The sequence below is a fragment of the Actinomycetospora sp. CA-084318 genome, assembly GCF_050955885.1.
Classification (GTDB): domain Bacteria; phylum Actinomycetota; class Actinomycetes; order Mycobacteriales; family Pseudonocardiaceae; genus Actinomycetospora.
The window spans coordinates 428,426-454,387 of the sequence record NZ_CP192098.1 but is presented as its reverse complement, the minus strand read 5'-3'; the positions used below and the strand labels follow the sequence as shown (position 1 = coordinate 454,387).

The window sequence follows — 25,962 nt, the reverse complement described above, 5'->3', positions numbered from 1 at the left end:
GCGTGGTGGCGCGCCCCCGATCCGCTCGACCGGCGACAGGGACCGACCATGCCCACCCCTGCTGTGCCCACCACGCTGTCCACCGACCCGACGTTCGCCGTGCTCCGCACGCTCGACACCGGGCCCGGCGGCCTCACCGAGACCGAGGCCACCCGCCGTCAGGACGTCCACGGTGAGAACGTCGTGGACCTCGACCCGCGACCGTCCCCGCTCGCCGCCACGTGGGCGGCCCTGCGCAGCCCGTTCGTCGCGCTGCTCTGCGGGCTGGCCGGCGTCTTCGTCGTCGTCGGCGACGTCCGCGGGGCCGCGACGGTGGCGGTGATGGTCCTGGCCTCCGTGGCGCTGCGCCGCTGGCAGCAGGTCCGGTCCGACCGCGCGGTCCGGGCCGTCGGCTCCCGGCTGGTGACCACGGTGACCGTCCGCCGCCGGGCCGACGACGACGCCGAACCGTGTCCCCGCGAGGTGCCGCTCGGTGACGTGGTCCCCGGCGACGTCGTCCTGCTGGCCCCGGGTGACGTGGTCCCCGCCGACCTCCGGCTCCTGACGAGCGCGGACCTGTTCGTGGACCAGGCGGTGCTCACCGGGGAGAGCCTGCCGGTGGCGAAGTCGGCGACCAGGTCGGGCGAGGGCGGGCCGGAGTACTCCCCGGTGCTGTGCCTCGCCGGCTCCGAGGTCGTCGCGGGGACCGCCACGGCCGTCGTCGTCGCCGTCGGCGCCGCGACCTACTCGGGCGCGCTGGCCCGCCGCGCCGCCCGGGAGCGGCCCGAGTCCTCGTTCGACCGCGGCGTCCGCGACGTGAGCCGGACACTCGTCCGCTTCATGCTCGTCCTCGTCCCGATCGTGTTCGCCGTCAACGGCGCCGTCAGCGACGACTGGGGCCAGGCCCTCCTCTTCGCCACCGCCGTCGCGGTCGGCCTCACGCCCGAGATGCTCCCCGTCGTCGTCACCACCACCCTGGCGCGCGGCGCGCGGCGGCTCGCGCGCCACCACGTCGTCGTCACCCGGCTGAACGCGGTGCAGGACCTCGGCGCCACCGACGTCGTCTGCCTCGACAAGACCGGCACGCTCACCGAGGAACGCCTCGTCGCGACCCACAGCATCGACCCGTGGGGGCGTCCCGACGACGAGGCCGCGGCCTACGCCGTCCTCGCGGTCCGCTCCCAGGTCGCGCCCACCGGCCGGCTGGACGAGGCCGTGCTCGAGCAGCTCGCCGACCCGACCGACACCCTCGACGAGGAGCTCTACACGCCGGTCGACGAGATCGGCTTCGACCAGGTGCGGCGCCGCGCGACGGTGGTGCTGCGGCGCCACGACGGGGAGCGCCTGATGATCACCAAGGGCGACCCGGACGAGGTCCTGCCGCGGTGCACCGAGGCCCGGCACGACGGGGACGCCGTCGAGCTCGACGCGGGTCGCCGGTTCGCGGCCGAGGACCTCGCCCGCGCCCACGCCGACCAGGGCCTGCGGCTGCTCGCCGTGGCGGCGAAGCGGCTGCCGCGGCTCGGCGAGGTGACCGAGCGCGACGAGCGGGGGCTGACGCTCGTGGGCTTCGTCGGGTTCGTCGACCCGGTGCGGGAGAGCGCGCCGGCGGCGGTGCGCGACCTCGCCGGGCACGGCGTCGAGGTCCTCCTGCTCACCGGCGACAACCGCCACGTCGCCGCCCGGGTGGCGCACCAGGCCGGCATCCCCGCCTCCGACGTCGTCGTCGGGGAGGACCTCGACCGGCTCGACGACGTCCGGCTCGGGCGGCTGCTCGACCGGGCGCGGGTGTTCGCGCGGGTCACGCCGGCCCAGAAGGTCCGGGTCGTCACCGCGCTGCGGGCCCGCGGCCGGGTCGTGGGCTTCGTCGGCGACGGTGTCAACGACGCCCCCGCGCTGCGCACCGCCGACGTCGGCATCGCGCCCGACTCCGCCACCCCGGCGACGAAGCGCGCGGCCGACCTCGTCCTGACCGACCCCGACCTCGCCGTGCTCGCGGCGGGCGTCGTCGAGGGCCGCCGCACCCTCGGCAACACCCTCAAGTACGTGACGATCACGGCGAGCTCGAACTTCGGCAACGTCCTGACGCTGGTCGTGGCCGCCGTGCTGCTGCCCTTCCTCCCCCTGCTGCCGCTGCAGCTCGTGGTGCAGAACCTGCTCTACGACGCCGCCCAGCTGGCCCTGCCGTGGGACCGGGTCGACCCCGAGTACACCGCGCAGCCGCGGCGGTGGGACACCTCGGAGCTGGTCCGTTTCATGCTGACCTTCGGGCCGCTGTCCTCCCTGTTCGACCTCGCCACCTTCGGCGTGCTGTGGTGGGGCCTCGACGCCGGGGCCGCGCCGGGCACCTTCCGCGCCGGCTGGTTCGTCGAGGGTCTGCTCACCCAGCTCGCGATCGTGCTCGTGCTCCGCACCCGCGGCGCGCCGTGGCGCCGACTCCCCCGACGACCGGTGGTGCTGGCCTCCGTCGCCGCCGCAGCGACGGGCCTCGTGCTGGCCTTCACCCCACTGGCCGGTCCGCTGCTCCTGCAGTCCCCGCCACCGGCGTACCTGCTCTGGCTGGGCGTGGCCATCGTCGGCTACGCGGGGCTCGCCCAGCTCCTCAAGTCCGTCCACCTGCGACGACGGGGGCGCTGGCTCTAGCCGGTCCGCGTCCCGGCCCGCCCGCCGACGTCCTTCGTTCAAACATCTGTATGACCATGAGAGTGAGTAGTGCCATGGCCGACCGCCCCAGCGCCGTCCTCGACGACGCGCACCTCGGCGACATCCACGGCGCCCTCGGCACCGTGCGGCTCGACGACACCGGCGCACGCACGTCGCTGCCCGCCCGCCTGAAGACCCTCGTCGCGATCGTCGGGCCCGGCCTCATCGTCATGGTCGGCGACAACGACGCCGGGGCCTTCGGCACCTACACGCAGGCCGGGCAGGACTACGGCACGAGCCTGCTCTGGACGCTCCTGCTGCTCGTCCCGGTGCTCTACCTCAACCAGGAGATGGTGCTGCGGCTCGGCGCCGTCACCGGGGTCGGGCACGCCCGGCTGATCCTCGAGCGCTTCGGCCGCTTCTGGGGCGCGTTCAGCGTGATCGACCTGTTCCTGCTCAACGGTCTGACGATCGTCACCGAGTTCATCGGGATCAGCCTCGGGCTCTCCTACCTCGGTCTGCCGACCGTGCCCGGGGTGCTGGTCGCCGCGGTCGTGGTCGTCGCGGCCGCCTCGACCGGGAGCTTCCGGCGCTTCGAGCGGGTCTGCCTCGTCCTCGTCGTCGGGAACGTGCTGCTGATCCCGATCCTGCTCATGGCGCACCCGCCGCTCGGGCAGCTCGCCCGGGACTTCGTCGTACCGGGCCTGCCGGGCGGCCAGCTCTCGACGATCATGCTGCTGATCATCGGGATCGTCGGCACCACCGTCGCCCCGTGGCAGCTGTTCTTCCAGCAGTCCTACGTCATCGACAAGCGCATCACCCCGCGCTTCATGGGCTACGAGAAGGCCGACCTGTGGATCGGCATCGTCATCGTGGTGCTCGGCGCGGGCGCGATGATGGCCTTCACGACGACCGCCTTCGCCGGGCAGCCGGAGTTCGGGGACTTCACCGACGCGGGCGGGGTGGCCGACGGACTAGGCCGCTACGTCGGGCCGGCGGCGGGCGTGATGTTCGCGCTCGCCCTGATCGACGCGTCGATCATCGGCGCCGCGGCGGTGTCCCTGTCCACCGCCTACGCGATCGGCGACGTGCTCGGCCTGAAGCACTCGCTGCACCGCGGGGTCCGCGAGGCGAAGGGCTTCTACGCCGTGTTCGCCGGGATCCTCGTGCTCGCCGCGGTCGTCGTGGTGATCCCGGGCAGCCCGCTCGGGCTGCTCACCGAGGGCGTGCAGACCCTGGCCGGCGTCCTGCTGCCGTCGGCGAGCGTGTTCCTGCTCCTGCTCTGCAACGACCGCGAGGTCCTCGGCCCGTGGGTCAACGGCCGCGTGCGCAACCTGCTCACCGCCGTCGTCATCACGGTCCTGGTCCTGCTCTCGGTGGTCCTCACCGCCGCGGTCGTCTTCCCCGACATCACGGCCGGGGCCATCCTGACGATCCTCGGTGCCGGTGGGGGCCTCGCGGTGCTCGTGGGGGTCGTGGCGCTCGTCGTCGGCCTGCGCCGACCCGGTCCGGCGGCTCCGCCGGCCGGGGACCGCAGCACCTGGCGGATGCCGCCCCTGGCCCTGCTGACGCGCCCCGAGCTGTCCCGCGGGCGCCGGCTCGGCCTCACCGTCCTGCGCGGCTACCTCGTGATCGCCGTCGGGATGGTCGTCGTCCGCATCGTGCAGCTCGCCGTCTCATCCTGAGAACCGGAAGGACCCGCCATGTCCCGTCGCTCGCTGCAGGACCTGCTCGGACGGTCCGTCCGCGGCACCCACGACCAGCACCTCGGCCGGATCGCCGACGTCATCGTCCGGCTGCGCGGCCACGACCACCCGCGCGTCACCGGGCTCGTCGCCGACGTCGGCGGGCACCGCCTGTTCCTCCCGGCCGGGCAGGTCGTCGACTGGACCGCGCCGGACCCGGCGCTGCGCGTCGACCGCGTCGACCTGCGGCCCTTCGCCCGCCGCGACGGCGAGGTCCTGCTGCGCGAGGACATCCTCGGGCACCGCCTCGTCGACGTCCCCGCGGCGGCGCTCGTGAAGGCCTGGGACCTGGAGCTGGCGGTGACCCCGTCGGCGGCCACGCTGGTCGGGGTCGACGTCCGGCCCCGGGCGTGGTGGTGGCGCGCGGTCGGACGGCTGCTGCCCGGCGCCCTGCCCGTCACCAACGACGACGGCGCCCGCTCCCGCGACTGGCTCGCCTTCGAGGCCCTCATCGGGCACGCCCCGTCGGTCCTGGCGCGGACCCCGCTCGACCGGCTGCGGGAGCTCAAGGCGCCGCAGCTCGCGGACCTGCTCGAGGACGCGTCGCGGACCGAGCAGGCCGAGCTCCTCGACCGGGTGCACGCCGACCCGGAGCTGGAGGCCGACGTGTTCGAGGAACTGGACGACGACGACCAGTCCCGCGTGCTGCGCGACCGCAGCGACGACGACGTCGCCGCGGTCCTCGCCCGGATGCACGCCGACGACGCCACCGACGCCCTCATGGACCTGCCCCAGGAGCGTCGTCGCCGCGTCCTCGACCTCCTGCCCGCCCCGCGGCGGGCGAAGGTCGTCGCGCTGCTCGGGTACAACGCGACGTCGGCCGGAGGGCTGATGATCCCGGACCACCTGGCGCTACGGACGACGGCGACGGTCGAGGAGGCGCTCGACCGGGTGCGGACGTCCCCGGTGCAGCCGGGCGTGCTCGCGACCGTGCTCACGCTCGACGCCGGGGACCGGGTCGTCGGGAGCGTGCCGCTCGTGTCCCTCGTGCAGGCCGACCCGGGCGCGACGCTCGGGCAGGTCGCCGAACCCGATCCCGTCCGGGTCCGACCCGAGGCCGACGTGGTGGAGGTCGCGCTGCTCATGAGCGACTACGACCTGCTCGCCCTGCCCGTCGTCGACGCCGACGGACGGGTGCTCGGGGTGGTCACCGTCGACGACGCCCTGGAGGCGACGGTGCCGGACGACTGGCGCCGCCGGGACCTGCCCGGTGTGCCCCCGGACACGGCGCGATTGGAACACCTGCCGGTGAGCCATCCCACCGTATGAAGGTCACCGTGTTCGGGGCGACCGGCGGCGTCGGCCGGTTCGTCGTCAGCCACCTGCTCGCCGACGGACACGAGGTCACCGCCCTCGTGCGGTCGCCGCAGAAGCTCGGGGAGCTGCAGTACGCGGTCGAGGTGATCGAGGCCGAGCTCTCCGACACCGACGCCGTGGCGCGTGCGGTCGAGGGCGCCGACGCCGTGATCACCGCCTACGGGCCGCCGATCGACCCGTTCCTCCGCGACACCCCGCTGACCGAGGGCACGCGGACGATCGTCAAGGCGATGCACGCCGCGGACGTCCGCCGCCTGGTCTCGCTCGTGACGGTGAGCGTCCCCGACCCGCGCGACCGCCCCCGCCTGCTCGACCGGCTCGTCCCGATCGGCATCGGCATCCTCATCCCCGGCGCGCTCGCCGAGGTGCAGGGCATCCACGAGGTCGTCACCACCTCGGACCTCGACTGGACCGTCGCCCGCATGTTCGCGCCGATCGACGTCCCCGGTGGCAACCCGATCCGGTCGGGCTTCCTCGGCGTCGACCCGATCGGCGTCGAGATGGCGCGGGCCGACGTCGCGCAGTTCATGGTCGACCAGCTGACCAGCACCACGTACCTGCACGCGTCGCCCGCGATCAGCAACTAGAGACCGTAGGTCTCCAGCAGCCGCAGCCACACCTCGGACATCGTCGGGAACGACGGCACGGCGTGCCACAGGCGCGCCAGCGGCACCTCGCCGACGATCGCGATCGTCGCGCCGTGGACCATGTCGGCCACGTCCTGTCCGACGAAGGTCGCGCCGACGATCACCTCGCGGTCGGTGTCGACGACGATCGTGGCGAAGCCGTCGTAGCCGTCGGCCTGCAGCGAACCGCCCGCGACGTTCCCGATCTCGTAGCTCACCGCGCGGACGTGCAGGCCGGCGCGCCCCGCGCTCTCCGCCGTGTGTCCGACCGCCGCGATCTGCGGGTCCGTGAAGATCACCTGCGGCACGGCCGTGTCCTCGGCGGTCGCCGCGGTCTTCGCGTACCGACCGCCGACCTCCGCGCCCTTCGACCGCGCGACGAGCACGTCGCCGCAGACGCGGGCCTGGTACTTGCCCATGTGCGTCAGCTTCGCGCCGGTCGAGGCGTCGCCGACGGCGTAGAGCCAGTCGCCCTGCACCGTGGTCGTCTCGTCCGAGGCCAGCGGCTTCCCCGGCTCCAGGCCGACGGTCTCCACGCCGAGGTCGGACGTGGCGGGCCTGCGACCCGCCGCGACCAGGAGCTCCGCGCCCCGCAGCTCGGACCCGTCGTCGAGCGAGGCGACGACCTCGCTGCCGTCGCGCTTTACCGCGGTCATCGAGACGCCCAGCCGCACGTCCACGCCGTCGCTCTCGAGCGAGGCCTGCAGCCGCCGGGCGGCCTCGGGCTCCACGGACGGGACGAGGCGGTCGCCGTGCTGGACGAGCGTCACCTGGGCGCCGAGCCGCTGGTAGGCGGTCGCCATCTCCACGCCGACGACCCCGCCGCCGAGGATGAGCAGCGAGTCCGGCACGCGGGACGCCTGGGTGGCCTCGCGGTTGGTCCAGGCGTCCACCTGGTCGATGCCGTCGACCGGCGGGTACGTCGGGACGGACCCGGTGGCGACCACGACGTAGCGGGCGGCCACATCCGTCGTCGTGCCGTCGTCGTGGGTGACGGCCACGGCGCGCTCGCCGGCGATCCGGCCGCGGCCGCGCAGCAGCGTGATGCCGGCGCCGTCGAGCCAGTCGGCCTGCCCGGAGTCGTCCGGGTTCGCGAACTGGTCGCGCCGCTCGAACACCTTCGCCGCGTCGACCGGACCCGCGTCGACGCCCGGCATGCGATCCACCGCGGCCTTGAGGTCGACCGGGCGCAGCAACGCCTTCGAGGGGATGCAGGCGTAGTAGGAGCACTCACCCCCGACGAGGCCGGCCTCCACGACCGCCGCGCTCAGCCCCTGCTGGTGCGCGCGGTCGGCGACGTTCTCACCCACCGGGCCCGCACCGATCACCACGACGTCGACCTCGAGGTCAGCCATTCTCCGCACTCTCTCCCGTCGGTCCGAACCGTTCGATCCGGATGCTGGCCTCCGGCTGCCCGGCGGACAGGAGGTGCGACTCCATCGCCAGGGTGAATCGTGCCGAGCCGCACACGAAGGCGGTGGCGCCCGGGTCGGCGATCGCCGCGATCACGGCGGCGTCCAGCCGGGAGCCGCCCTTCTGCCGGGAATACGCGACGAGCGCCCCGGCGGCCTCCAGCTCCTCGCGGTAGGGCAGGTGGTCGGCCGTCCAGGCCGAGATGGCGAGGTGCAGCAGGTCGGTACGCCCGACGTCCTGCGCGTGCCGCAGCATCGACACCAGCGGCGCGACCCCGCTGCCCCCGCCGATCCCGAGCGCCGGCGAGGCCCCGTCCCAGGCGAACCACCGCCCGATCGGCCCGCGGCACTCCAGCAGGTCCCCGGGCTCGACGACCTCGGCGAGGAAGCCGGACACCTCTCCGTCGGGGACCTTCTCCACGTACAGCTCGACGAGGTCGTCCGACGGCGAGGAGACCGCCGAGTACGAGCGGCTGGCCGTGTAGCCGTCCTCGGCGCGCAGCCGCAGCACGTAGTGCTGGCCGGGCCGGTGGACGACGCGGTCGGGGACGTCGAGGCGCAGGACCACGCCGAGCTCGCCGTGGTGGTCGACCGAGACGACCTTCGCGTCGCGCCAGACGGCGGCTCGCTGGGGATCAGTCGCCATCGAAGCGCTGCTCCTGCCACGGGTCGCCGCGGTGGTGGTAGCCGTTGATCTCCCAGAAGCCCGGCTCGTCGTGGTCCAGCAGCGTGATCTTCGAGATCCACTTCGCGGACTTCCAGAAGTACAGGTGCGGCACGAGCATCCGCACCGGCCCGCCGTGCTCGCGGGTCAGCGGCTTGCCCTCGTGCTCCCAGACCACCCACGCCTTGCCGCCGGTGACGTCGTCGAGCGGGAGGTTGGTGCGGTAGCGCGTCGTCGACTCCTCGACGACGAACCGCGCCTCCGGCAGCGGCTGCGCCACCTCGAGCAGGGTGTCCAGGCTGATCCCGGTGAACGACGTGTCGAGCTTCGACCAGGTCGTCACGCAGTGGATGTCGCCGCGGTAGGTGTCGTTCCCGAGGGCCTTGAGCTCCTTGAGCGACCACGTCGACGGGTTCGCCACGAGCCCGTCGATCGTCAGCGACCAGCGCTCGGCGTCGATCCGCGCGGTCGGCTCGGCCGTCAGCACCGGCCAGCTCGTGCCGACGTCGTACTGCCCCGGTGGCAGCCGCGGGTCGCGCTCCGCCTGCTTGCGCCGTCCGGAGAACCCTCGTGTGATCGCCATACCGGCTCCCTTCGACCTCGCCGCCACACCCTAGGGAGAGGGTGTGGGTGCTCGCGTCGGTCGAACGACGTAGTGCGGTGCTTCCTTCCCGACGACGCGTCGGTGCGGGTTCCGGGCGCTCGGCCGAGTGCGGCGATCTGCGTCATCGGTGGCGCAGATCGCCGCACTCCGGGTCAGCTGATGGTGATGTCGCCGTTGGTCAGGGTGCCGGACACGGTGCGACCACCGATCTGCACCGTGACCTGGTCCCGGCCACCGGCGCGGTCGACGACGGTCAGCGTGAACGGCACCGTCCGGCCCGCGGCGTTCACCGCGGTCCCGGTGACGGTGGAGCCGGTCGCGGTCTTGCGGACCGCCGTGATCGTGCGCGAGCTCGCCGTCGTCTCCGCGCCGCCGCCGGAGAACGCGAACCTCCCGGACGCCTGCCCCGCCGCGGTCGCCCTCGCGTCGACCGAGAGCGAGTACCGCTGCCCGTCGGTCGCGGTCAGCGTGCCCGCGCCGCGCGCGGCGGCCGCGGTCGGCGCGGCCGGGACGGTGTAGGAGATCGTCACCGAGGGAGCAGCGGAGCTCAGCCCGACCGTGCCGCCGGACGGAACCAGCGACGACCCGCCACCTCCGCCACCACCGAGGAGACCGCCTGCGCCACCACCGAACAGTCCGCCGCCACCACCCCCGCCCCCGCTCACGAGGCCGGGGGCCGTGTCGGTGAAGCTCCCTGCGGAACCGCCCTCGCCCTGCCGACCCGCCTCGCCCTCTTCCCCGGGTGCGCCGCCCGCCGTCGGCGTCCCTGCACGACCGGGACTGCTGTTGAACTGCTGCCCCTCCGTACCGTCTGCACCGGCGTCGCCGCCCGCACCGGAGCTGAACCCTCCGCCGAAGCCGCTCCCTCCGCCGCCCGCGGCGACCACGAGCCGGGAGTCGAGGGTTCCGGCCGCGGAACGCGACACGGTGCGTACGTCGGACGCGCCTCCACCGCCGCCGGCACGCACGCCACCCGCGCCACCACCGTTGAACCCGCCGGGCCCGGGGACGACCTCGCTGCCCCCGGCTCCTCCGGGGGAACCGACCTCGACGTAGAGCACGGACCCACCGGGCAGACCGGTCACCGTCCCCGACGCCGAGGCGCCCTGACCACCGCTCCGCCGACTCTCGCCCCCGGCACCACCCATGGCGACGACCTGCAGGCTCGACACACCCGTGGGGACAGTGAAGCTCTGCTCACCGCCGGTGAAGGCGTAGGTGCACGTCACCGTCTGCCCGGCCTGGGCGCACCCGTCCGGCAGGGCCGTCGGCGCGGCGAGCGCCATCCCGGCCCCGGCCACCGTCAACGTGGCCGCCACGACGACCGACAACAACGACACACGACGCACGACTGCTCCTGGGATTCGAACGTGGGACCGCAGAGGTAGCGGATTCGAGGCCTGGGCCTCCGAATCCGCTACCTCTCTCAGCTGGTGGTGATGTCGCCGTTGGTCAACGTGCCGGACACGGTGCGACCACCGATCTGCACCGTGACCTGGTCCCGGCCGCCGGCGCGGTCGACGACGGTCAGCGTGAACGGCACCGTCCGGCCCGCGGCGTTCACGGCGGTTCCGGTCACCGTCGAGCCCGTGGCGGTCTTCCGCACCGCCGTGATCGTCCGCGAGCTCGCCGTCGTCTCCGCGCCGCCGCCGGAGAGCGCGAACCTCCCGGATGCCTGACCTGCCGCCGTGGCCTTCGCGTCCACCGAGATCGAGTACCGCTGACCGTCGGTGGCAGTCAGCGTGCCCGCCCCCTTGACCGCGACGGCGGTGGGCGCGGCGGTGACGGTCAGGGTGAACGTCGCCGTCCCCGTCACACCCGGCGTCGAGGCCGAGACCGTGACCGGGCCCGGCGTGGACCCGGCGGTCACCGTCGGCGAGGTCGCCCGCCCGTCCGCACCTGTCGTCACCGTCGCCGTCGCGGCACCGCCGAACGACGCCGAGCCCGAGGTCACCGCGAACGTCACCGGGGCCCCCGCGAACGGCGCCCCGTCCGTGTCGGTCACCGTCGCCACCAACGGCGCCGCGAACGCCTGGCCGGTCTGCGCCGACTGCCCCGACCCGGAGGTCGCGGCGATCGCCGCGGCCGTCGCCGGCACCGTGTAGGAGATCTGGACGGATCCGGCGCTACTGCCGGTTCCGGGCCGCGAGACCCCGGCCGACTGCAGCAGGCTCGTGCCGCCGCCCCCGCCGCCGGAGGCCTCCAGATTGCTGACACCGCCCGCCGCGCCGCCGGCGACGCCGCCCCCACCGCCGCCGGAGCCGCTCGTGAAGGCCCCGCTGGCGCCGGTTCCGCCGTTCGGCCCGGTCGTACCACCGGCGTCGCCGCCAGGCACACCGGACTGGCTTGCGCCCCCGTCGGCGTCGCCGGCCCCGCCACTCCCGCCCGTGTCGGAGGTGAACGCACCGTTCGCGGTCCCGGCTCGGCCACCCGCGCCACCGCCGCCTCCGCCGGCCACGACCAGAGCGATGGATCCGTCGCTCACCGACGACGCGCCGCCACCACCGCCGCCCCCGCCGGCGAGCAGGGTCTCCGCCGCACTGGGGCCACCGGCTCCTCCGGAGCCCGGGCCACCGATCCCGCCGGCCCCGCCGGCCGTGGTGCCGCCGGACGTCGTGTCCGATGCCCCGTCCGCGCCACGGTCGCCCACGACGATCTGCAGCCCGCCCGCGGCGACCGGGGCGGAAGCGGTGACGACCCGACCGGGCCCGCCCGCCCCACCGGCCGTGCTGCCGCCGGCCCCACCGGCACCACCTGACCCGCCGGCGACCCGCACCTCGACCTGGGTCACCCCGGCCGGCTGGACGAACGTGTGTTGCCCCGGCCCGTAGGTGCACGTCACCGTCCGTCCCGACTGCGTGCAGCCGTCCGGCAGGGCCGTCGGCGCGGCGAACGCCGTCCCGGTGCCGAGCACGGTCAACGACGCCGCCATGACGACGGACAGCAACGACCTACGACCCACGACGTCTCCCTGCACTCCGAACGGGCTAACGCCGCGAACGCTAGCCACACCCGTCGTCGGGAAGACCTAGGGAAAACACCCAGGGTCCGCCGAGGGACCGCTCCGGTGCGCCGGAACGTCGAGGAGCAGGATCGACCGCGTTCACCCGTGAGCGCCGAGAGGACACCATGACCGGGACCGAGCTGCCCGACAGCCCCGACGACCTGCCCGCCGACGACCGCGACTCCGTCGACGACACCTCCTTCGAGCAGCTGGACGAGGCCGACCTGCTCGACGGCGACGCCCCGGAGCGCGATCCGGAGGACCCGCTCGACGCCGGGTGGATCCCGAACGAGCGCACCCGCGGCGTGGACGCGTGGGGCGTCACCCAGCGCGAGGAGGAGGAGGGCGAGCCGCTCGACGACCGGCTGCGTCGGGAGATCGCCGAGGACCCCGACGACCTGGGCGCGGACGGGCTCGGCGACTCCCGGGGCACCGCGGGCGAGCTGTACGACGACGAGGTCGGCAACGCCCGCTCGGGACGGCTCGTGCTGCGGGACGAGGGCGACGAGGGCTACGCCGACGACGTGGGCGTCGACGGTGCGGGCGCGACCGCGGAGGAAGCCGCGATGCACGTGATCGGTCAGGACGAGGGCTGAGTCTTCCTTTCTGACAGGGCGCCCTGTCAGGATGGCGACATGCCCACCCGGACCTTCCAGGGCGCGAGCGCCGAGGAGCGCGTGGCCGAGCGCCGCGCGCGGCTCGTCGACGCCGCCCTGGACGTGGTGGGCGAGCGCGGGGTCGCCGACTTCACGATGACCGCGGTCTGCCGGGCGGCCGGGCTGACCGAGCGCTACTTCTACGAGTCCTTCGCCCGTCGGGAGGACCTGCTCGCGGCGCTGTTCGACGCCACGTCGGACACGGCGCTGCGCCTCGCCGAGCAGGCGGCCGCGGCCGTCCCGGCGCACGACCTCGCGGCGCGGGCGCGGGCGGCGATCCGCGCGACCGTCACCCTGCTCGCCCGCGACCCGCGATCCGCCCGGCTCTACCGCGAGGCCATCGGGCACCCGGTGCTCGCGGCCCGCCGGCAGGACACGGTGGCCACGTTCGCGGCCTTCCTCGCCCGCCTCATCACCGAGGCGCGGCCCGACCTGTCGGCCGACGACCTCGACGTCACGACGGTGCTGCTCACCGCCGGCATCGTCGACGCCGTCGGCTTCTGGCTCGACGGGCGGCTCGCCGTCGACGCCGAGCACCTCGTCACCCGCTGCGTCCATCTCGTGATGGCCGCGGCCGACTTCCGGGAGGAACGTTGACGGCACCGCTGGCGCACCGAATCCAGAGCGGGATCGCCTCGGCGACGAGCCTCGTGCCGTCGGCGACCGCGCCGCTCGCACCGCCCCCGCCCGGCAGCGGGCTGGAGGCCGTGCCCGGGGATTACGGCACGCCCGTCGTCGGGCGGTCCCTGGAGTTCGCGGCGGACATGCTCGGATTCGGACGGCGTCGCTACGAGCAGTACGGGCCGGTGTCGTGGACCGGGGCCTTCGGGCGGCGGATGGTGTCGGTGCTCGGCCCGGACGCGCTCGGCCAGGTGCTCGTCAACAAGGACAAGTACTTCGGCAACGCCGACGGCTGGGGCTTCTTCATCGGCCCGTTCTTCCGCCGCGGCGTGATGCTGCTCGACTTCGAGGAGCACCGCACCCACCGGCGCATCCTGCAGGAGGCGTTCACCCGCGACCGGCTCGGCGAGTACCTCGAGGTGATGAACCCGCGCATCCGGCGCAGCCTCGACGACTGGACCACCGGCGACGGCATCCGGATCTACGACCGCATCAAGCAGATGACGCTCGACATCGGCACCGAGGTGTTCGTCGGGGACCAGCTCGGGCCGCGCGCCGACCGGGTCAACCGCGCCTTCGTCGACACGGTGCACGCCGGCGTCGCCGTGGTCCGCGCCCCGGTGCCGGGTGGCTCCTGGAAGCGCGGGCTCGACGGTCGGAAGATCCTCGAGGACTACTTCCGGGCGCAGATTCCCGCGAAGCGCGCGGGCGACGGGCGCGACATGTTCAGCGTGCTCTGTCGGGCCCGCAGCGACGAGGGCGAGACGTTCTCCGACGAGGACGTCGTCAACCACATGATCTTCCTGCTGATGGCGGCACACGACACGTCGACGATCACGCTGTCGATGATGAGCTACCTGCTCGCGAAGAACCCGCAGTGGCAGGAGAAGCTGCGCGAGGAGTCGTTCGCGCTGGACTCCGACGACCTGACGGGCGCGCAGCTGGACTCCCTGGTGTCGCTCGACCTCGCGATGCGCGAGACGCTGCGGATGTACGCCCCGGTCGGCCAGCTCGCGCGGATCACCGTGCGCGACGCCGAGCTGCAGGGCTTCCACATTCCGGCGGGCACGCTGATGTCGCTCGGCATCTACGCCTCGCAGCGCATGGAGCCGTGGTGGTCCCGGCCCGACGAGTTCGACCCCGACCGCTTCGCCCCCGAGCGCGCCGAGGACAAGTCGCACCGGTTCGCCTGGATGCCGTTCGGCGGCGGCGTCCACAAGTGCATCGGACTGCACTTCGGCGGCATGGAGGTCAAGGCGATCATGCACGCGATGCTGCGCCGCTTCCGCTGGTCGGTGCCCGACGACTACGTCATGCCGGTCGGCCTGACGACCGGTCCGACGCCGGCCGACCACCTCCCGCTGCGCCTCGAGCGGCTGTAACTTCCGTCGGCGTGCGCGACGCCGATCTGATCCATCTCCGCCGCTGTGTCGAGCTGGCCCGCGAGGCCCTGGAGGCCGGCGACGAACCGTTCGGGTCGGTGCTGGTGGGGGCGGACGGGACCGCGCTCGCGGAGGACCGGAACCGGGTGAACACCGGCTCGGACCCGACGCTGCACCCGGAGTTCGCCCTCGCCCGGTGGGCGGCGGAGTCGCTGCCCCCGGCGGACCGGCCGGGCGCGACCGTGTACACCTCGGGCGAGCACTGCGCGATGTGCTCGGCGGCGCACGCGTGGGTGGGGCTCGGCCGGATCGTCTACGCGAGCTCGTCGGCGCAGCTCGGCGGGTGGTTGGCCGAGTTCGGCGTCGGCCCCGGACCGGTGGCGCCGCTGCGGGTGCAGGACGTGGCGCCCGGCGTCGTCGTCGAGGGGCCCGCGCCCGGTCTCGACGAGGAGGTCCGCGAGCTGCACCGCCGTCTCCACGAACGGGGGTGACCCGGGTCGCGGTGTCACGCGGACCACTCCGCGGTGTGCCCGCGCGACCGGGGCGGCATCCTCCGGTGGTCGCCCCAGCGCTGCGGCCGATGCCGAGACCCGCGCTGGAGATGGTGGTGATGACGATGCCGACGACGTCCGTGCCGTGGATGGGCAACCGCGTCGTGATGTGGGAGATCGAGGACACCGAGCTGACCGCGCTCGAGTGGCGACGCCCGTACAACGGCGTCACCCGGGGCTTCCGGGTGCTGGGAGCCGAGGAGCTCGCCGTGGTCTGCCAGGCCGTCGAGGAGGCGACCGCAGAGCTCCGGCCCGCGCCGCGGCTCGAGGACGTGGCGGGACGCCCGCTGGACCTCGAGGCGTTCCTCGAGGAGCTGCTCGAGAGGTGACTACGTCCCGTGAGTACTAATCCGTGCTCTGGCACGGATTAGTACTCACAGGTCCGCTAGGACCCCTCGACCTCGTAGGTCGGCGTGATGATCGCGCGGCCGATGGAGTGGAAGAACAGGTTGAAGCCCAGGAACGCCGGGCTCCCGTCCTCCCCCACCCCGAGGTCCTCCACGTCGACGGCGTGGACCACGAAGAAGTAGCGGTGCGGGCCGTGCCCGGCCGGCGGGGCCGCGCCGATGAAGCGGCGCGCGCCCGCGTCGTTGGCGAGCGTGATCGCGCCCGCGGGCAGCAGGTCCTTGTCCGGGTTCCCTGCGTCGGTCGGCAGCGAGGTGGTCGACGCCGGGATGCCGGTGACCGCCCAGTGCCAGAAGCCACTGGCCGTCGGAGCGTCCGGGTCGTAGCAGGTGACCGCGAAGCTCTTCGTGCCCTCGGGGAAGCCCGACCACTCGAGCTGGGGCGACACGTCCTCGCCGCCCGCGCCCATGATCCCGCTGACCACGGCATTGGGGATCGGCCGGCCGTCGGTGACGTCGGTCGAGGTCACCTGGAAGGTGGCCACCTCGGGCAGGAAGCTGTACGGGTCCGGCGGCTGGGGCGCCACGGGGTCCTCCTCGTCGATCGTGAACTCGTCCAGGGCCTGTCTTCCCCGGTCCCCCGCGTGGCCATGCACGGACCCGAGCGCCGGGCCACGAGCGGTGCCGCTCAGCGGCGGGGACGCTCGTCTCGGCGAGAGAACCTCGCTGATCTACGGGGCGCGAGGGCCGACCTCGCCAGCGCTGCCCCGTCCTGCGTGAGGCGGTAGTAACGCCGTGGGGGCCGTCCGAGACCGGTGTAGATCTCCGGCTCCTCGTACCGGCTTTCCACGAACCCCCGGCCCTCGAGACGCGCGAGGAGCGGGTAGAGCGTGCCTGACGGCAAGTCAGCACCCTTGGCCACCTCGAGCCCGTAGTACTCGCTCGTCGGGTCAGCCATGAAGACGGTCAGGACATCACGCAGTGCTGCCGTCACCCGCATCCCGTCGACCCGCATGCGCTTAAGCTACATAGGTAGTCCACGAGATAGGGCGATCGAAACCAAGCCGTGACGTCGTCCGCCGCCCGAAAGACGTGCGGCTACTCCGCGTGCGCCACCCACATCGCCGCCGCGAGCTCCGGGCCGAGCAGGTGCTCCTCCGCGTCCCCGCCGAGCGAGACGACGAAGGAGCCGCCGAACGGGTGCCGGCCGCGCATGAGGACCTCCGTCCCCAGCCCGAAGCCGCGCTCCTTGAGGTGCCGCAGCACTGCGGGGTCCTCCTCGTCGACCCGCACCAGCCGCCCGGTGCGGCCGGGCTCCAGGACCGCGAGGGACCGCGAGTCCTGCTCCACCGTGTGCCCGTCGGCGTCGGGGATCGGGTCACCGTGCGGATCGACCTCCGGGTGCCCGAGCTTGGCGTCGATCCGCGCCAGGAAGGTGTCCGAGACGTAGTGCTCCAGCACCTCCGCCTCGTCCTGCACCTCGTCCCAGCCGTAGCCGAGCTCCTGCACCAGGAACGTCTCGATCAGCCGGTGCCGGCGCAGCATGGACAGCGCGTGCCGACGGCCGGCCTCGGTGAGGGTCAGACCGGCGTACGGACGGTGCTCGACGAGCCCGAGGTCGGCGAGCTTGCGGGCCATGCCCGACACCGACGACGCCGAGAGCCCCAGACGCAGGGCGATCCGGGACGTCGTCGCCGTCCCCTCGGTCTCGACGAGCTTGTAGACGGCCTTGACGTAGTCGTCGACCGCCGCCGAGTGCCCGCCGTCCATGGACGCCACGATATCGCCGCGACCGCCACCCGACCTGCGACTTCATGGCGAGCAATCTCAACTACGGCCGGTAGTCACAGGAAGCCCTTCCGCCACAAACCACACCATCGGGCACGGCGCGTCCGGATTCGTTGCGCTGGATATCCACGGAGCGTTTCCTCCTCCTCGCTCGATCGCGGACGGCGATCGGGACGCAGAGCGGAACGCGGATCGGGGGACACGATGAGGACGAGGACCAGGGCTGCACTGGCGGCGATCGTGGCGGGGGCGGCACTGTGGACGGCGCCGGTGGCGTACGCCGACCCGGTCGCGCCGCCACCCGGAACGGACAACCGCGGGATTCCCGTGGTGTCCGACCTGCTCGACGCACTCGGGCTGACCAACGCCCCCGCGGCGGGGTCCGCGGGGGCGAGTGGATCGGTGTCGGTCGGCGGCGGGCTCACGGTTCCCGCGGTGCCGGCGCTCCCGGTCCCCGCGGTGCCCGCACTGCCCGCGGTGCCGGCGCTGCCCGCCCTGCCGTCCGCACCGAACCTGCCGTCGGTCCCGGCTCTGCCCCCGGTATCCGCCGGTGGCGGCGCGGGAGCGGGAGCGGTCGGCGCAGGCGGCGGGGTGTCGACCGGCTGACGCGCCGGGACCCGGTGCGGCGGGAGCGCCGCCGCGCCGGGTCCTGCCACGCACGGCGCGTAGTGCCGGACAAGCGTCGACGGCCCGATCCGCACGATCGAGTGCGGCGTGTCGCCGTCACTTGTCGCGATCACGCACGCCGCGTTTGCTGATCACCGCCGAGGTCTGGGGCCTAACGCTCCAGCGGCGTACTTCGATCGGGGGAAGCATGCGAGTCAAGATCCTGGCCGCTGCCGCCACGGTGGCGATCGGTGCGGCGGTGGTGGCGGCGCCCGTCGCCGACGCGGCCGTCCTGCCGGCGACGGCGGCGGTGGCCGGGCAGGTCACTCCGCCGACGGTGCCGGGCGTGCCAGGTGTCCCTGGTGCCCCGGCGGTGCCGAGCGTGCCCGCGGTCCCGAGCGTGCCCGCGGTCCCGGGCGCGCCGGCCGTGCCGGGTGCGCCCGCGGCGCCGGACCTGCCGGCCTTTCCCGGAGCGCCGACCGTGCCGGGCGTGCCCGCCGTGCCGGGGGCACCCGCCGTACCCAACGTTCCGGCCGTGCCGAACGTCCCGGGCGCGCCGGCCGTTCCCGGAGCGCCGGCCGTGCCGAGCGTCCCGGCCGTGCCGGGGGCACCGGCCGTGCCGGGAGCGCCCGCGGTTCCGGCGCCGTAGCCGGGGACGACTCGTCGCGAACCGGGTCCGTCGGACCCGGTTCGTCCTCCCGGCCGGCGCCTACCGATCCGTGTGCGGCCGTCAGCCGCAGCAGCCGCCCCCGCAGCAGCCACCGCCGCCGCCCGACGGGGCCATGGCGGGACGCTGCGCCGTGCGGGCCTTCCCGCCCAGCGCGACCGTCGACAGCAGCTTCACCGTGTCGGAGTGCCCGTCGGGGCAGGCCGCAGGGTCGCCGGCCTGCTGCATCGGCCGGTTGACCTCGAACGTCGACCCGCACTCCCGGCACCGGAACTCGTACACCGCCATCCCGCGAGCCTAGGCGCGCCGCCCGTCGTCAGGAAGCGGCTCGCGTGCTCACGGCCGGATCACCACCGACCTTCCTATCCTGGACACATCACCCGAACCGCCACCCGTGCCCTCGTCGCCGTCCTGGTGCTCGCCCTCCTGGCCGCCGGGGCGATCTGGTTCGTGCAGAGCCGCGGGTTCACGGCCGCCGACGTGTGGGAGGTCGTACAGCCCCCGCCGCCCGAGCCGTGCAGCGAGCCCGACCCCACGAGCGACCAGGGCTGCCTCACGCCGACGACGTCGCGGCTGCACGACGCCGCGGTCGCGCGGTTCGGCGACGACCTGCGCGGGACGAGCTGCTGGTCCGAGCACGCGTGGAACCCGTCGAGCGACCACCCGGCCGGCCGCGCGTGCGACTTCTTCCCCACGCGGTCCGGCCGGTTCCCGGTCGGCGAGGAGCTCGCCGCCGGGTGGGCGATGGCGACCTGGCTGCGGGAGAACGCCACCGAGCTGCGCGTGCGCTACGTCATCTGGCAGGGCCGCATCTGGTACCGCGGCACCGCTGACCAGGACGGATGGGGCCGCCCGTACGACGGCGGGGGCGTGTACGACCCCGGCGACGCCACCGGGGGGCACTACGACCACGTCCACGTCAGCGTGCGCCGCTGAGGACGAGCATCACGTTCGGGAGCACCCCGGACGATCAACGTGCGACACTCGGTCACGAGCGCGACACCACCTGATGCGTGGCGCGCACGCCGCCTGGCCCTCGCGACACGCGGGCACCGCCCGGGCGGACCCACCCCGACGCTAGGTGCTCCTCATCTCTGACATCACCACGTTCACCGGCCTGGGCATCTCGCCCTCGATCGCCGAGCTCCTCGCCCCCCGCGGCATCACCGAGCCCACGCCGATCCAGGCCGCCGCGATCCCCGACGCCCTGGCCGGACGCGACGTCCTCGGCCGCGGCCGGACCGGCTCGGGCAAGACGCTCGCCTTCGGGCTGCCCGTGCTCGCCAAGCTCGCCCGCTGCGACGCGCCGACGCGGCCCAACCGGCCGCGCGGCCTGATCCTGCTGCCCACGCGGGAGCTCGCGAGCCAGGTCCGCGACTCGCTCGCCCCGCTCTCCGAGGCGCTCGGCCTCGAGCAGACCGTCGTCTACGGCGGCGTCGGGCAGCGCCCCCAGGAGAACGCGCTGCGCCGCGGCGTCGACCTCCTGATCGCCTGCCCCGGCCGCCTCGAGGACCTCATCGGCCAGGGCGTGCTCGACCTCGACCACATCGAGGTCACCGTGCTCGACGAGGCCGACCACATGTCCGACCTCGGCTTCCTCCCCGCCGTGCGCCGCCTCCTGCGCCGCACCCCGACGACCTCCCAGCGCCTGCTGTTCTCGGCCACGCTCGACGGCGAGGTCGACAAGGTGGTCAAGGAGTTCCTCCGGTCCCCGGTCACGCACAGCGTCGACCGCGCCGCGGAGCCCGTGCCGGACATGACCCACCACGTCTTCACCGTCGCGCCGGGCGACCGCGCGCAGATCGTGCAGGAGCTCGCGGGCGGTCTCGGCCGCACGATGCTGTTCACCCGCACCAAGCACGCCGCGCGCAAGCTCTCCCGCAAGCTCGCCGCGTCCGGCATCCCGGCCGCGGAGCTGCACGGCAACCTCGCGCAGAACGCCCGCGACCGGAACCTCGGGTGGTTCCGCGACGGCGACGTCCGCGTCCTCGTCGCCACCGACATCGCGGCCCGCGGGATCCACGTCGACGACGTCGCGCTCGTCGTGCACGTCGACCCGCCCGCCGAGCACAAGGCGTACCTGCACCGCTCCGGCCGCACGGCCCGCGCCGGCTCGGCGGGCGACGTGGTCACCCTCGCCGCCCCGGACCAGCGCTTGGACGTCGCGAAGCTGACCCGGCAGGCCGGGATCAAGCCGCGCACCGCGCAGGTCTCCCCCGGGGCGCGCGAGATCCGCGACCTCGTCGGGGAGGCCGCCCCGCCCGCGGCGATGCCCGAGGTGGAGGCTCCGCAACAGCAGGCCCGCCCGTCGTCGGGGACCTCGACGCGCTCCGGCCGTCCGCGTCGTCGCGGCGGCCGTGGCGGGGGCGCCCCGCAGGGCGGCGGCCAGAGCTCCGGCGGCCAGAACACGAGCGGGCAGGCGGCCGGTGGTGGTCGTCGTCGCGGCACCCGCGGCGGTCAGACCGCCTCCGCGGGCGGCTCCGGGCGCCGCAGCCGCTGAGCCGGCCGCCGTACTAGCGTCGTCGTCCGTGTTCACGGGGTTCGGCGACGCGGCGGTCGACTTCTACGAGGGCCTCGAGGCCGACAACTCGAAGGCCTACTGGCAGGACAACAAGCACCTGTACGACGAGCACGTACGGGCGCCGATGCAGGCCCTGCTGCTCGCCCTCGAACCCGAGTTCGGCGAGGGCCGTATCTTCCGGCCGTACCGGGACGTGCGGTTCTCGGCCGACAAGGTGCCCTACAAGACGCAGTGCGGCGCGACGGCCGGCGCCCACTACGTCCAGCTCTCGGCGGACGGGATCATGGTCGCGGCCGGCTACTACGCGATGGTCCCCGGCCAGGTCGCCCGCTACCGCGCGGCCGTCGACGACGAGCGGCACGGCCCGGAGCTCGAGCGGATCGTCGCGAGCCTGCACGACGACGGGTACGCGATCGGCGGCGACCGCCTCAAGACCCGCCCGCGGGGCACCGACCCGGAGCACCCGCGCCTGGACCTGCTGCGCCACCGCTCGCTCTACGCCCACACCGCGTGGGAGCCGTCCGAGGAGCTGCACACCCCCGCCCTCGCCGAGCGCGTCGCCGGGGCCTGGCGGCGGATGGATCCGCTGGCCGAGTGGCTGAACGCCCATGTCGGGGTCACCCTCGACGACGCCGCGGAGAGTTCCCGACGACGACGGTGACCCGCGGGGCGTCCCGGGTACCAGCGGCGATGAACCCAGCGCGGATGCTCGCCGCGGGGCTGGTCGCCCGCAGCGTCGCCCGGGGAGTGCGCCACCCGCACCCGCCCACCGACCGTCCGATTCCGGACGACCGCCCGGAGCGACCTCCGGGCGGGACCGCCGAGAGACCCACCGAGATCCCGCCGCGGGGCTGGTGGCAGATCCTGCGGCGCGCGTTCGCCGAGGGCAGCAAGGACAACGTCAGCATGCTCGCCGGCGGCGTCGCGTTCTTCGGCTTCCTCGCGATCTTCCCCGCGCTGATCGCGCTCGTGTCCCTCTACGGCCTCGTCGCCGACCCGGCCGAGGCCGCCCGCACGCTGGAGAGCGTCACCGCGGCGCTGCCCGAGAGCGCGCGCCCGCTCGTCGCCGACCAGCTGCAGTCGGTGGTCACCGGCAGCACCGGCGGCCTGACGACCGGCCTGGTGATCGCCGCCCTCGCGGCCCTGTTCAGCGCCTCCAGCGGCACCCAGAACCTCATGGCCGCCATCAACATCGCCTACGACGAGACCGAGACGCGCGGCGCCGTGAAGCTGCGGGCGCTCGCGCTGCTGCTGACGCTCGGGGCGGTGGTGTTCGTGATCGTCGCGATCGCGCTCGTGGCCGTCGCGCCGATCGTGCTCGACGTCCTCGGCCCCGTCGGTCAGGTCGTCGGCCAGGTGGTCCGGTGGGTACTGCTGGTGCTGTTCATGGTGGTCGCGCTCGCGGTGCTCTACCGGACGGCGCCGGACCGCGACGCGCCGCGCTTCCGGTGGGTCACCCTCGGCTCCGTGCTCGCGACCGTCCTCTGGGTGGTCGGCAGCGTGGTCTTCAGCGTCTACGTCGACAACTTCGGCAGCTACAACAAGACCTACGGGGCCCTGGCCGGCGTCATCGTGCTCATGCTCTGGATGTACCTGACCAGCTACATCGTGCTGCTCGGCGCCGAGGTGAACTCCGAGTCGGAGTACCAGACGGCGGCCGACACCACGAGGGGCACCGCCGAGCCGATGGGCCGGCGCGGCGCGGTCAAGGCGGACGACGCGTTGACGCCGTGATCAGCAGCGCGCCGTCAGGCCGCCGTCGACCGGCAGGCACACCCCGTTGACGTACGCCGCGTCGTCGGAGGCGAGGAAGACGGCGGCGTTGGCCACGTCCCAGGGGGTGCCGCACCGGCCGGTCGGGCTGCGGCGGGCCCGGGCCGCCGCCTCGTCCCCGATCTGGTCGCCGACCAGCGGGGTGTCGATCAGACCCGGCAGCACGGCGTTGGCCCGGACGCCGTGGGCGGCGTAGGTCAGGGCGACCGACACCGTCAGCTGGTCGACCGCGGCCTTCGCCGCCATGTAGCCCGGGTAGTCGTAGCCGGGGTGGCGGATCGCGGCCACCGAGGACACGTTGACCACCGCGCCGCCGCCCGCCGCGACCATGCGGGGGACGGCGTGCTTGCAGGTGAGGAAGACGCCGCTGACGTTGACCGCCAGCGCCGCGTCCCACGCCGCGCGGCTGAGGTCGACGAGCCCGAGCGGCGTCGCGACGCCGACGTTGTTGTGCAGGATCGTCACCGGCCCGAAGGCGTCCGCCGCCGCGTCCAGGGCGACCACGACGTCGTCCTCCACCGTCACGTCGGCCCGGACGCCGGTCGCTCGACCGCCCTGCTCGACGACCTGCCGCGCCGTGAGCGCCGCCTGCTCCGGATCCCGGTCGACGGCGACGACCGCCGCGCCCGCCGCCGCGTAGGCCAGCGCGGCCGCCCGGCCGTTGCTGATCGCCGTGCCGCTCGAGCCCGCGCCGAACACCACGGCCACCCGGCCCCGTAGATCGGGCATCGCGGACCTCCCTCCGTCGGAGCGCGACGGTGCCGTGGGCGCCCCGCTCGGACGACCGTCCGTGGACGGGACCGTCGCCCGGTCGCTCCTCGTTCTGTAGGAATGCCTCCGCGAGGAGGTGCACCCCATGACGACGCACGCGGGCGCGGTGGACGAGGTCCAGCGCCTCGTCGACGAGCTCGCCGACGAGCTGGGCCGGTCGGTCGTCGTCAACGACCCCGGCATGCACCTGCTGCACGTGACCAGGCACTTCGCCGACGAGGACCCGGTGCGGGTGCGGGCGGTGCTGCAGCGCGACCCCGGCGCCGACGTGGCCGCGTACGTCCTCGGGCTGGGTGTGGCGACGTGGACGGAGCCGGGGGTCGTCCCCCCGGACGAGGCGCTCGGGCTCCGCCGCCGGGTGTGTGTGCCGATCCGGCAGGGGTCGCGCCTGCTCGGCCTGATGCTGGTGATCGACGCGGACTCGACGCTGACCCCGGACGAGCTCGACCGGCTCCGCGCGGCCGCCGCCGTCATCGGGGGCTGTCTGGCCGACCGGGAGCTCGAGGCCGCCCGCACCTCGGCGACCACGGAACGGCACGCCGCGGCCCTGCTCGACGGCGGACCCGACGAGCGCTCCGAGGCGCACCGCGCGCTGGTCGCGGGCGGCCTGCCGGACGCGCCGCACGCGGTCGTCACCGTCGTCGAGGCGCGGGGCCCGGTCCGACCGGGCGAGCTGACGCGCGCGCTCCGCAGCACCGTCGGCGCCCACCTGCGTCGGGGTGTGCGACCGGGGGTCGCCGTGGTGGCCGGGGCGCGCGTCCGGCTCGTGGAGGTCGGGCCGCGGCCGGCGGACCGGGACGAGGTCGGCGCGGTCGCACGGCGGCTCGTCGCCGCCGTCCGGTCCGCCGTCGGACCCGCCGGTGCGGTCCGCGCCGGCGTCGGTGCCGACGTCGGGGGCCTGCCCGCGGCACCGCGATCGGCCGACCAGGCGCAGCTCGCCGTCCGCGGCGCCTGGTGCCTCGCCCGGCACGGGGAGGCGGCCCGGTGGGAGGACGTCGCCGACCACGCGCTGCTCCTGCGCCTGCCCGACGAGGCGGTCGGCCCCGACCTCGTGCCCGAGCCGCTGCGCCGCCTCGTCGAGCACGAGTCCGGCCCCCGGCTGCGGACGACGCTGGAGGTGTTCCTCGACCTCGCCGGGTCGGTCCCGCGGACCGCCGAGCGGCTGCACCTGCACCGGACGTCGCTGTACTACCGGCTGCGTCAGATCGCCGAGATCACCGGCACCGATCTCGACGATGGCCACGACCGGCTGGTGCTGCACCAGGGCCTGCGGGCCCTCGAACTGCTCGAGGGACGCGGCTGACTCGACAGAACGAGGACGGCGGCGAGGCGTGCCTCCGACAACGGTCGGTCGTGGCGTGGGTCACGTCCCGGGCAGGCTCCACCCATGTCGACCTTCACGACCGCCGACGGCGTCACGCTGACCTACCGCGACAACGGCGGCTCCGGGACGCCCCTGGTCATGCTCCACGGCTGGGGCCAGACCCAGGCGATGTTCCGCGGTCAGCTCGACGGGCTCGACCGCCGCGTGGTCACGCTCGACCAGCGCGGGCACGGGGTGTCCGAGAAGCCGCACCACGGCTACCGGATCGCGCGTCTCGCGCAGGATCTCCACGAGTTCCTCGACCACCTCGGGGCCGCGGAGGTGGACCTGCTCGGCCATTCCATGGGTGCCTCGGTCTGCTGGAGCTACCTCGACCAGCGCGGCTCCGGCCGGGTCCGCCGCTTCGTCGCGGTCGACCAGCCGGCCGCCGTCGCCGCGGTGCCGTGGATGAGCCGGACCGAGCAGACGCAGTGCGGCGCGATCTTCGACGTGGCGGGCCTGCTCGGGCTGGGCGGGGAGCTCGCCGGCGAGAAGGGCGACGCCACCCGGGAGGACTTCGTGCGCTCCATGTTCTCCGGCGAACCGCGGGCGGAGCTCTGGGAGTTCGTCCGGGAGGAGATCCGCTCGACCCCCGCCTACGCCGGGGTCCCCCTGCTGTTCGACCACTGCGCGCAGGACTGGCGCGACGTCCTCCCGCGCGTCGACGTGCCCACGCTGGTGATCGGGTGCGACGGCAGCCACGTCGCGCCGTCGTCGCAGGAGTACATCGCCGAGCAGATCCCCGACGCGCGGCTGTACGTGTTCCCGGTCGCGGAGGCCGACTCGCACTTCCCGTTCCTGGAGAACCCGGAGCGGTTCAACGCCGTCCTGGGGGAGTTCCTCGACGCAACGAAGTAGCCGTCGGGGCGCTGCTGGTCGATGTCCTTTGCGTCCTTCGGGACCAGGGGCCGCGGAAGGTTGCGCC

27 protein-coding genes are annotated in these 25,962 nt (G+C 74.2%); 17 read left to right on the top strand and 10 right to left on the bottom strand.

Annotated elements, in window-relative coordinates; genetic code table 11:
- The first annotated feature begins 48 nt into the window (after nucleotides 1-48).
- The 4 genes from mgtA to ACQPYX_RS02200 all read left to right on the top strand — a co-directional run bounded on the left by mgtA (nucleotide 49) and on the right by ACQPYX_RS02200 (nucleotide 6,271).
- A complete protein-coding gene (mgtA, locus tag ACQPYX_RS02215; protein WP_433801273.1) occupies nucleotides 49-2,622 on the top strand; it encodes a magnesium-translocating P-type ATPase in 2,574 nt (857 codons plus the stop codon).
- A gap of 74 nt (nucleotides 2,623-2,696) precedes the next feature.
- Entirely contained in the window at nucleotides 2,697-4,307 is a 1,611-nt protein-coding gene (locus ACQPYX_RS02210; protein ID WP_433801272.1) for an NRAMP family divalent metal transporter, read from the top strand.
- An 18-nt stretch (nucleotides 4,308-4,325) separates the two neighbouring features.
- Nucleotides 4,326-5,636, top strand: coding sequence for a magnesium transporter MgtE N-terminal domain-containing protein (locus ACQPYX_RS02205; RefSeq protein ID WP_433801271.1), 1,311 nt, complete (start codon nucleotides 4,326-4,328; stop codon nucleotides 5,634-5,636).
- Nucleotides 5,633-6,271 carry an NAD(P)-dependent oxidoreductase gene (locus ACQPYX_RS02200; protein WP_433801270.1) on the top strand — a complete coding sequence of 213 codons (639 nt, stop codon included), beginning with the start codon at nucleotides 5,633-5,635 and terminating at the stop codon, nucleotides 6,269-6,271. The genes ACQPYX_RS02205 and ACQPYX_RS02200 overlap by 4 nt, the downstream gene beginning before the upstream one ends.
- On the opposite strand, the gene ACQPYX_RS02195 is transcribed toward ACQPYX_RS02200, so the two are convergent.
- From ACQPYX_RS02195 to ACQPYX_RS02175, 5 genes are all read right to left on the bottom strand, one after another.
- Nucleotides 6,268-7,665 carry a dihydrolipoyl dehydrogenase family protein gene (locus ACQPYX_RS02195; protein ID WP_433801269.1) on the bottom strand — a complete coding sequence of 466 codons (1,398 nt, stop codon included), beginning with the start codon at nucleotides 7,663-7,665 and terminating at the stop codon, nucleotides 6,268-6,270. The two genes, ACQPYX_RS02200 and ACQPYX_RS02195, sit on opposite strands and share 4 nt — an antisense overlap.
- Entirely contained in the window at nucleotides 7,658-8,368 is a 711-nt protein-coding gene (locus ACQPYX_RS02190; protein WP_433801268.1) for an FAD-binding oxidoreductase, read from the bottom strand. The genes ACQPYX_RS02195 and ACQPYX_RS02190 overlap by 8 nt, the downstream gene beginning before the upstream one ends.
- Entirely contained in the window at nucleotides 8,358-8,969 is a 612-nt protein-coding gene (locus tag ACQPYX_RS02185; RefSeq protein WP_433801267.1) for a sulfite oxidase-like oxidoreductase, read from the bottom strand. Before ACQPYX_RS02185 ends, ACQPYX_RS02190 begins: the two co-directional genes overlap by 11 nt.
- A gap of 173 nt (nucleotides 8,970-9,142) precedes the next feature.
- Nucleotides 9,143-10,339: a glycine-rich protein gene (locus ACQPYX_RS02180; protein ID WP_433801266.1), complete on the bottom strand. Its 1,197-nt coding sequence runs from the start codon at nucleotides 10,337-10,339 to the stop codon at nucleotides 9,143-9,145.
- 77 nt (nucleotides 10,340-10,416) lie between these two features.
- Nucleotides 10,417-11,952 carry a hypothetical protein gene (locus ACQPYX_RS02175; RefSeq protein ID WP_433801265.1) on the bottom strand — a complete coding sequence of 512 codons (1,536 nt, stop codon included), beginning with the start codon at nucleotides 11,950-11,952 and terminating at the stop codon, nucleotides 10,417-10,419.
- A gap of 167 nt (nucleotides 11,953-12,119) precedes the next feature.
- Here ACQPYX_RS02175 and ACQPYX_RS02170 point away from each other — a divergent pair, with 167 nt between their 5' ends.
- From ACQPYX_RS02170 to ACQPYX_RS02150, 5 genes are all read left to right on the top strand, one after another.
- Nucleotides 12,120-12,590: a DUF5709 domain-containing protein gene (locus ACQPYX_RS02170; RefSeq protein WP_433801264.1), complete on the top strand. Its 471-nt coding sequence runs from the start codon at nucleotides 12,120-12,122 to the stop codon at nucleotides 12,588-12,590.
- Nucleotides 12,591-12,629: 39 nt separating this feature from the next.
- Nucleotides 12,630-13,247 carry a TetR/AcrR family transcriptional regulator gene (locus tag ACQPYX_RS02165; protein WP_433801263.1) on the top strand — a complete coding sequence of 206 codons (618 nt, stop codon included), beginning with the start codon at nucleotides 12,630-12,632 and terminating at the stop codon, nucleotides 13,245-13,247.
- On the top strand, nucleotides 13,244-14,653 hold the full coding sequence (locus ACQPYX_RS02160; RefSeq protein WP_433801262.1) for a cytochrome P450: 1,410 nt from the start codon (nucleotides 13,244-13,246) through the stop codon (nucleotides 14,651-14,653). Before ACQPYX_RS02165 ends, ACQPYX_RS02160 begins: the two co-directional genes overlap by 4 nt.
- 11 nt (nucleotides 14,654-14,664) lie before the next feature.
- Nucleotides 14,665-15,144, top strand: coding sequence for a nucleoside deaminase (locus ACQPYX_RS02155; RefSeq protein ID WP_433801261.1), 480 nt, complete (start codon nucleotides 14,665-14,667; stop codon nucleotides 15,142-15,144).
- A gap of 89 nt (nucleotides 15,145-15,233) precedes the next feature.
- Nucleotides 15,234-15,533, top strand: a complete 300-nt coding sequence (locus ACQPYX_RS02150) for a hypothetical protein (protein ID WP_230757346.1) — start codon at nucleotides 15,234-15,236, stop codon at nucleotides 15,531-15,533.
- Between the two features lie 56 nt (nucleotides 15,534-15,589).
- Here the strand turns inward: ACQPYX_RS02150 and ACQPYX_RS02145 are convergent, their stop codons facing one another.
- The 3 genes from ACQPYX_RS02145 to ACQPYX_RS02135 all read right to left on the bottom strand — a co-directional run bounded on the left by ACQPYX_RS02145 (nucleotide 15,590) and on the right by ACQPYX_RS02135 (nucleotide 17,318).
- Nucleotides 15,590-16,135: a YbhB/YbcL family Raf kinase inhibitor-like protein gene (locus tag ACQPYX_RS02145; RefSeq protein ID WP_433801260.1), complete on the bottom strand. Its 546-nt coding sequence runs from the start codon at nucleotides 16,133-16,135 to the stop codon at nucleotides 15,590-15,592.
- Between the two features lie 101 nt (nucleotides 16,136-16,236).
- Nucleotides 16,237-16,506, bottom strand: coding sequence for a PadR family transcriptional regulator (locus ACQPYX_RS02140; RefSeq protein ID WP_433803654.1), 270 nt, complete (start codon nucleotides 16,504-16,506; stop codon nucleotides 16,237-16,239).
- A gap of 140 nt (nucleotides 16,507-16,646) precedes the next feature.
- Nucleotides 16,647-17,318: a metal-dependent transcriptional regulator gene (locus tag ACQPYX_RS02135; protein ID WP_433801259.1), complete on the bottom strand. Its 672-nt coding sequence runs from the start codon at nucleotides 17,316-17,318 to the stop codon at nucleotides 16,647-16,649.
- A gap of 222 nt (nucleotides 17,319-17,540) precedes the next feature.
- Between ACQPYX_RS02135 and ACQPYX_RS02130 the strand changes: the two genes are divergently transcribed.
- The gene (locus ACQPYX_RS02130; protein WP_433801258.1) at nucleotides 17,541-17,942 is read left to right on the top strand and encodes a hypothetical protein; all 402 of its coding nucleotides are present in this window, start codon (nucleotides 17,541-17,543) and stop codon (nucleotides 17,940-17,942) included.
- Nucleotides 17,943-18,150: 208 nt separating this feature from the next.
- Nucleotides 18,151-18,591: a hypothetical protein gene (locus ACQPYX_RS02125; RefSeq protein ID WP_433801257.1), complete on the top strand. Its 441-nt coding sequence runs from the start codon at nucleotides 18,151-18,153 to the stop codon at nucleotides 18,589-18,591.
- Nucleotides 18,592-18,672: 81 nt separating this feature from the next.
- Here the strand turns inward: ACQPYX_RS02125 and ACQPYX_RS02120 are convergent, their stop codons facing one another.
- Nucleotides 18,673-18,897, bottom strand: a complete 225-nt coding sequence (locus ACQPYX_RS02120; protein ID WP_433801256.1) for an FmdB family zinc ribbon protein — start codon at nucleotides 18,895-18,897, stop codon at nucleotides 18,673-18,675.
- A 126-nt stretch (nucleotides 18,898-19,023) separates the two neighbouring features.
- On the opposite strand from ACQPYX_RS02120, the gene ACQPYX_RS02115 reads away from it, so the two are divergent.
- From ACQPYX_RS02115 to ACQPYX_RS02100, 4 genes are all read left to right on the top strand, one after another.
- Complete coding sequence (locus tag ACQPYX_RS02115) at nucleotides 19,024-19,545, top strand: hypothetical protein (protein ID WP_433801255.1); 522 nt, start codon at nucleotides 19,024-19,026, stop codon at nucleotides 19,543-19,545.
- A gap of 145 nt (nucleotides 19,546-19,690) precedes the next feature.
- The gene (locus ACQPYX_RS02110) at nucleotides 19,691-21,109 is read left to right on the top strand and encodes a DEAD/DEAH box helicase (protein ID WP_433801254.1); all 1,419 of its coding nucleotides are present in this window, start codon (nucleotides 19,691-19,693) and stop codon (nucleotides 21,107-21,109) included.
- Nucleotides 21,110-21,137: 28 nt separating this feature from the next.
- On the top strand, nucleotides 21,138-21,791 hold the full coding sequence (locus ACQPYX_RS02105; protein WP_433801253.1) for a DUF2461 domain-containing protein: 654 nt from the start codon (nucleotides 21,138-21,140) through the stop codon (nucleotides 21,789-21,791).
- A gap of 29 nt (nucleotides 21,792-21,820) precedes the next feature.
- Entirely contained in the window at nucleotides 21,821-22,864 is a 1,044-nt protein-coding gene (locus ACQPYX_RS02100) for a YihY/virulence factor BrkB family protein (protein ID WP_433801252.1), read from the top strand.
- Here ACQPYX_RS02100 and ACQPYX_RS02095 read toward each other — a convergent pair whose 3' ends face one another.
- Nucleotides 22,865-23,632, bottom strand: coding sequence for an SDR family NAD(P)-dependent oxidoreductase (locus tag ACQPYX_RS02095; RefSeq protein ID WP_433801251.1), 768 nt, complete (start codon nucleotides 23,630-23,632; stop codon nucleotides 22,865-22,867).
- A gap of 127 nt (nucleotides 23,633-23,759) precedes the next feature.
- Between ACQPYX_RS02095 and ACQPYX_RS02090 the strand changes: the two genes are divergently transcribed.
- Together ACQPYX_RS02090 and ACQPYX_RS02085 are read left to right on the top strand one after the other, a co-directional pair.
- Entirely contained in the window at nucleotides 23,760-24,977 is a 1,218-nt protein-coding gene (locus tag ACQPYX_RS02090; RefSeq protein WP_433801250.1) for a PucR family transcriptional regulator, read from the top strand.
- Nucleotides 24,978-25,061: 84 nt separating this feature from the next.
- Nucleotides 25,062-25,895 carry an alpha/beta fold hydrolase gene (locus tag ACQPYX_RS02085; protein ID WP_433801249.1) on the top strand — a complete coding sequence of 278 codons (834 nt, stop codon included), beginning with the start codon at nucleotides 25,062-25,064 and terminating at the stop codon, nucleotides 25,893-25,895.
- Nucleotides 25,896-25,962: the final 67 nt, after the last annotated feature.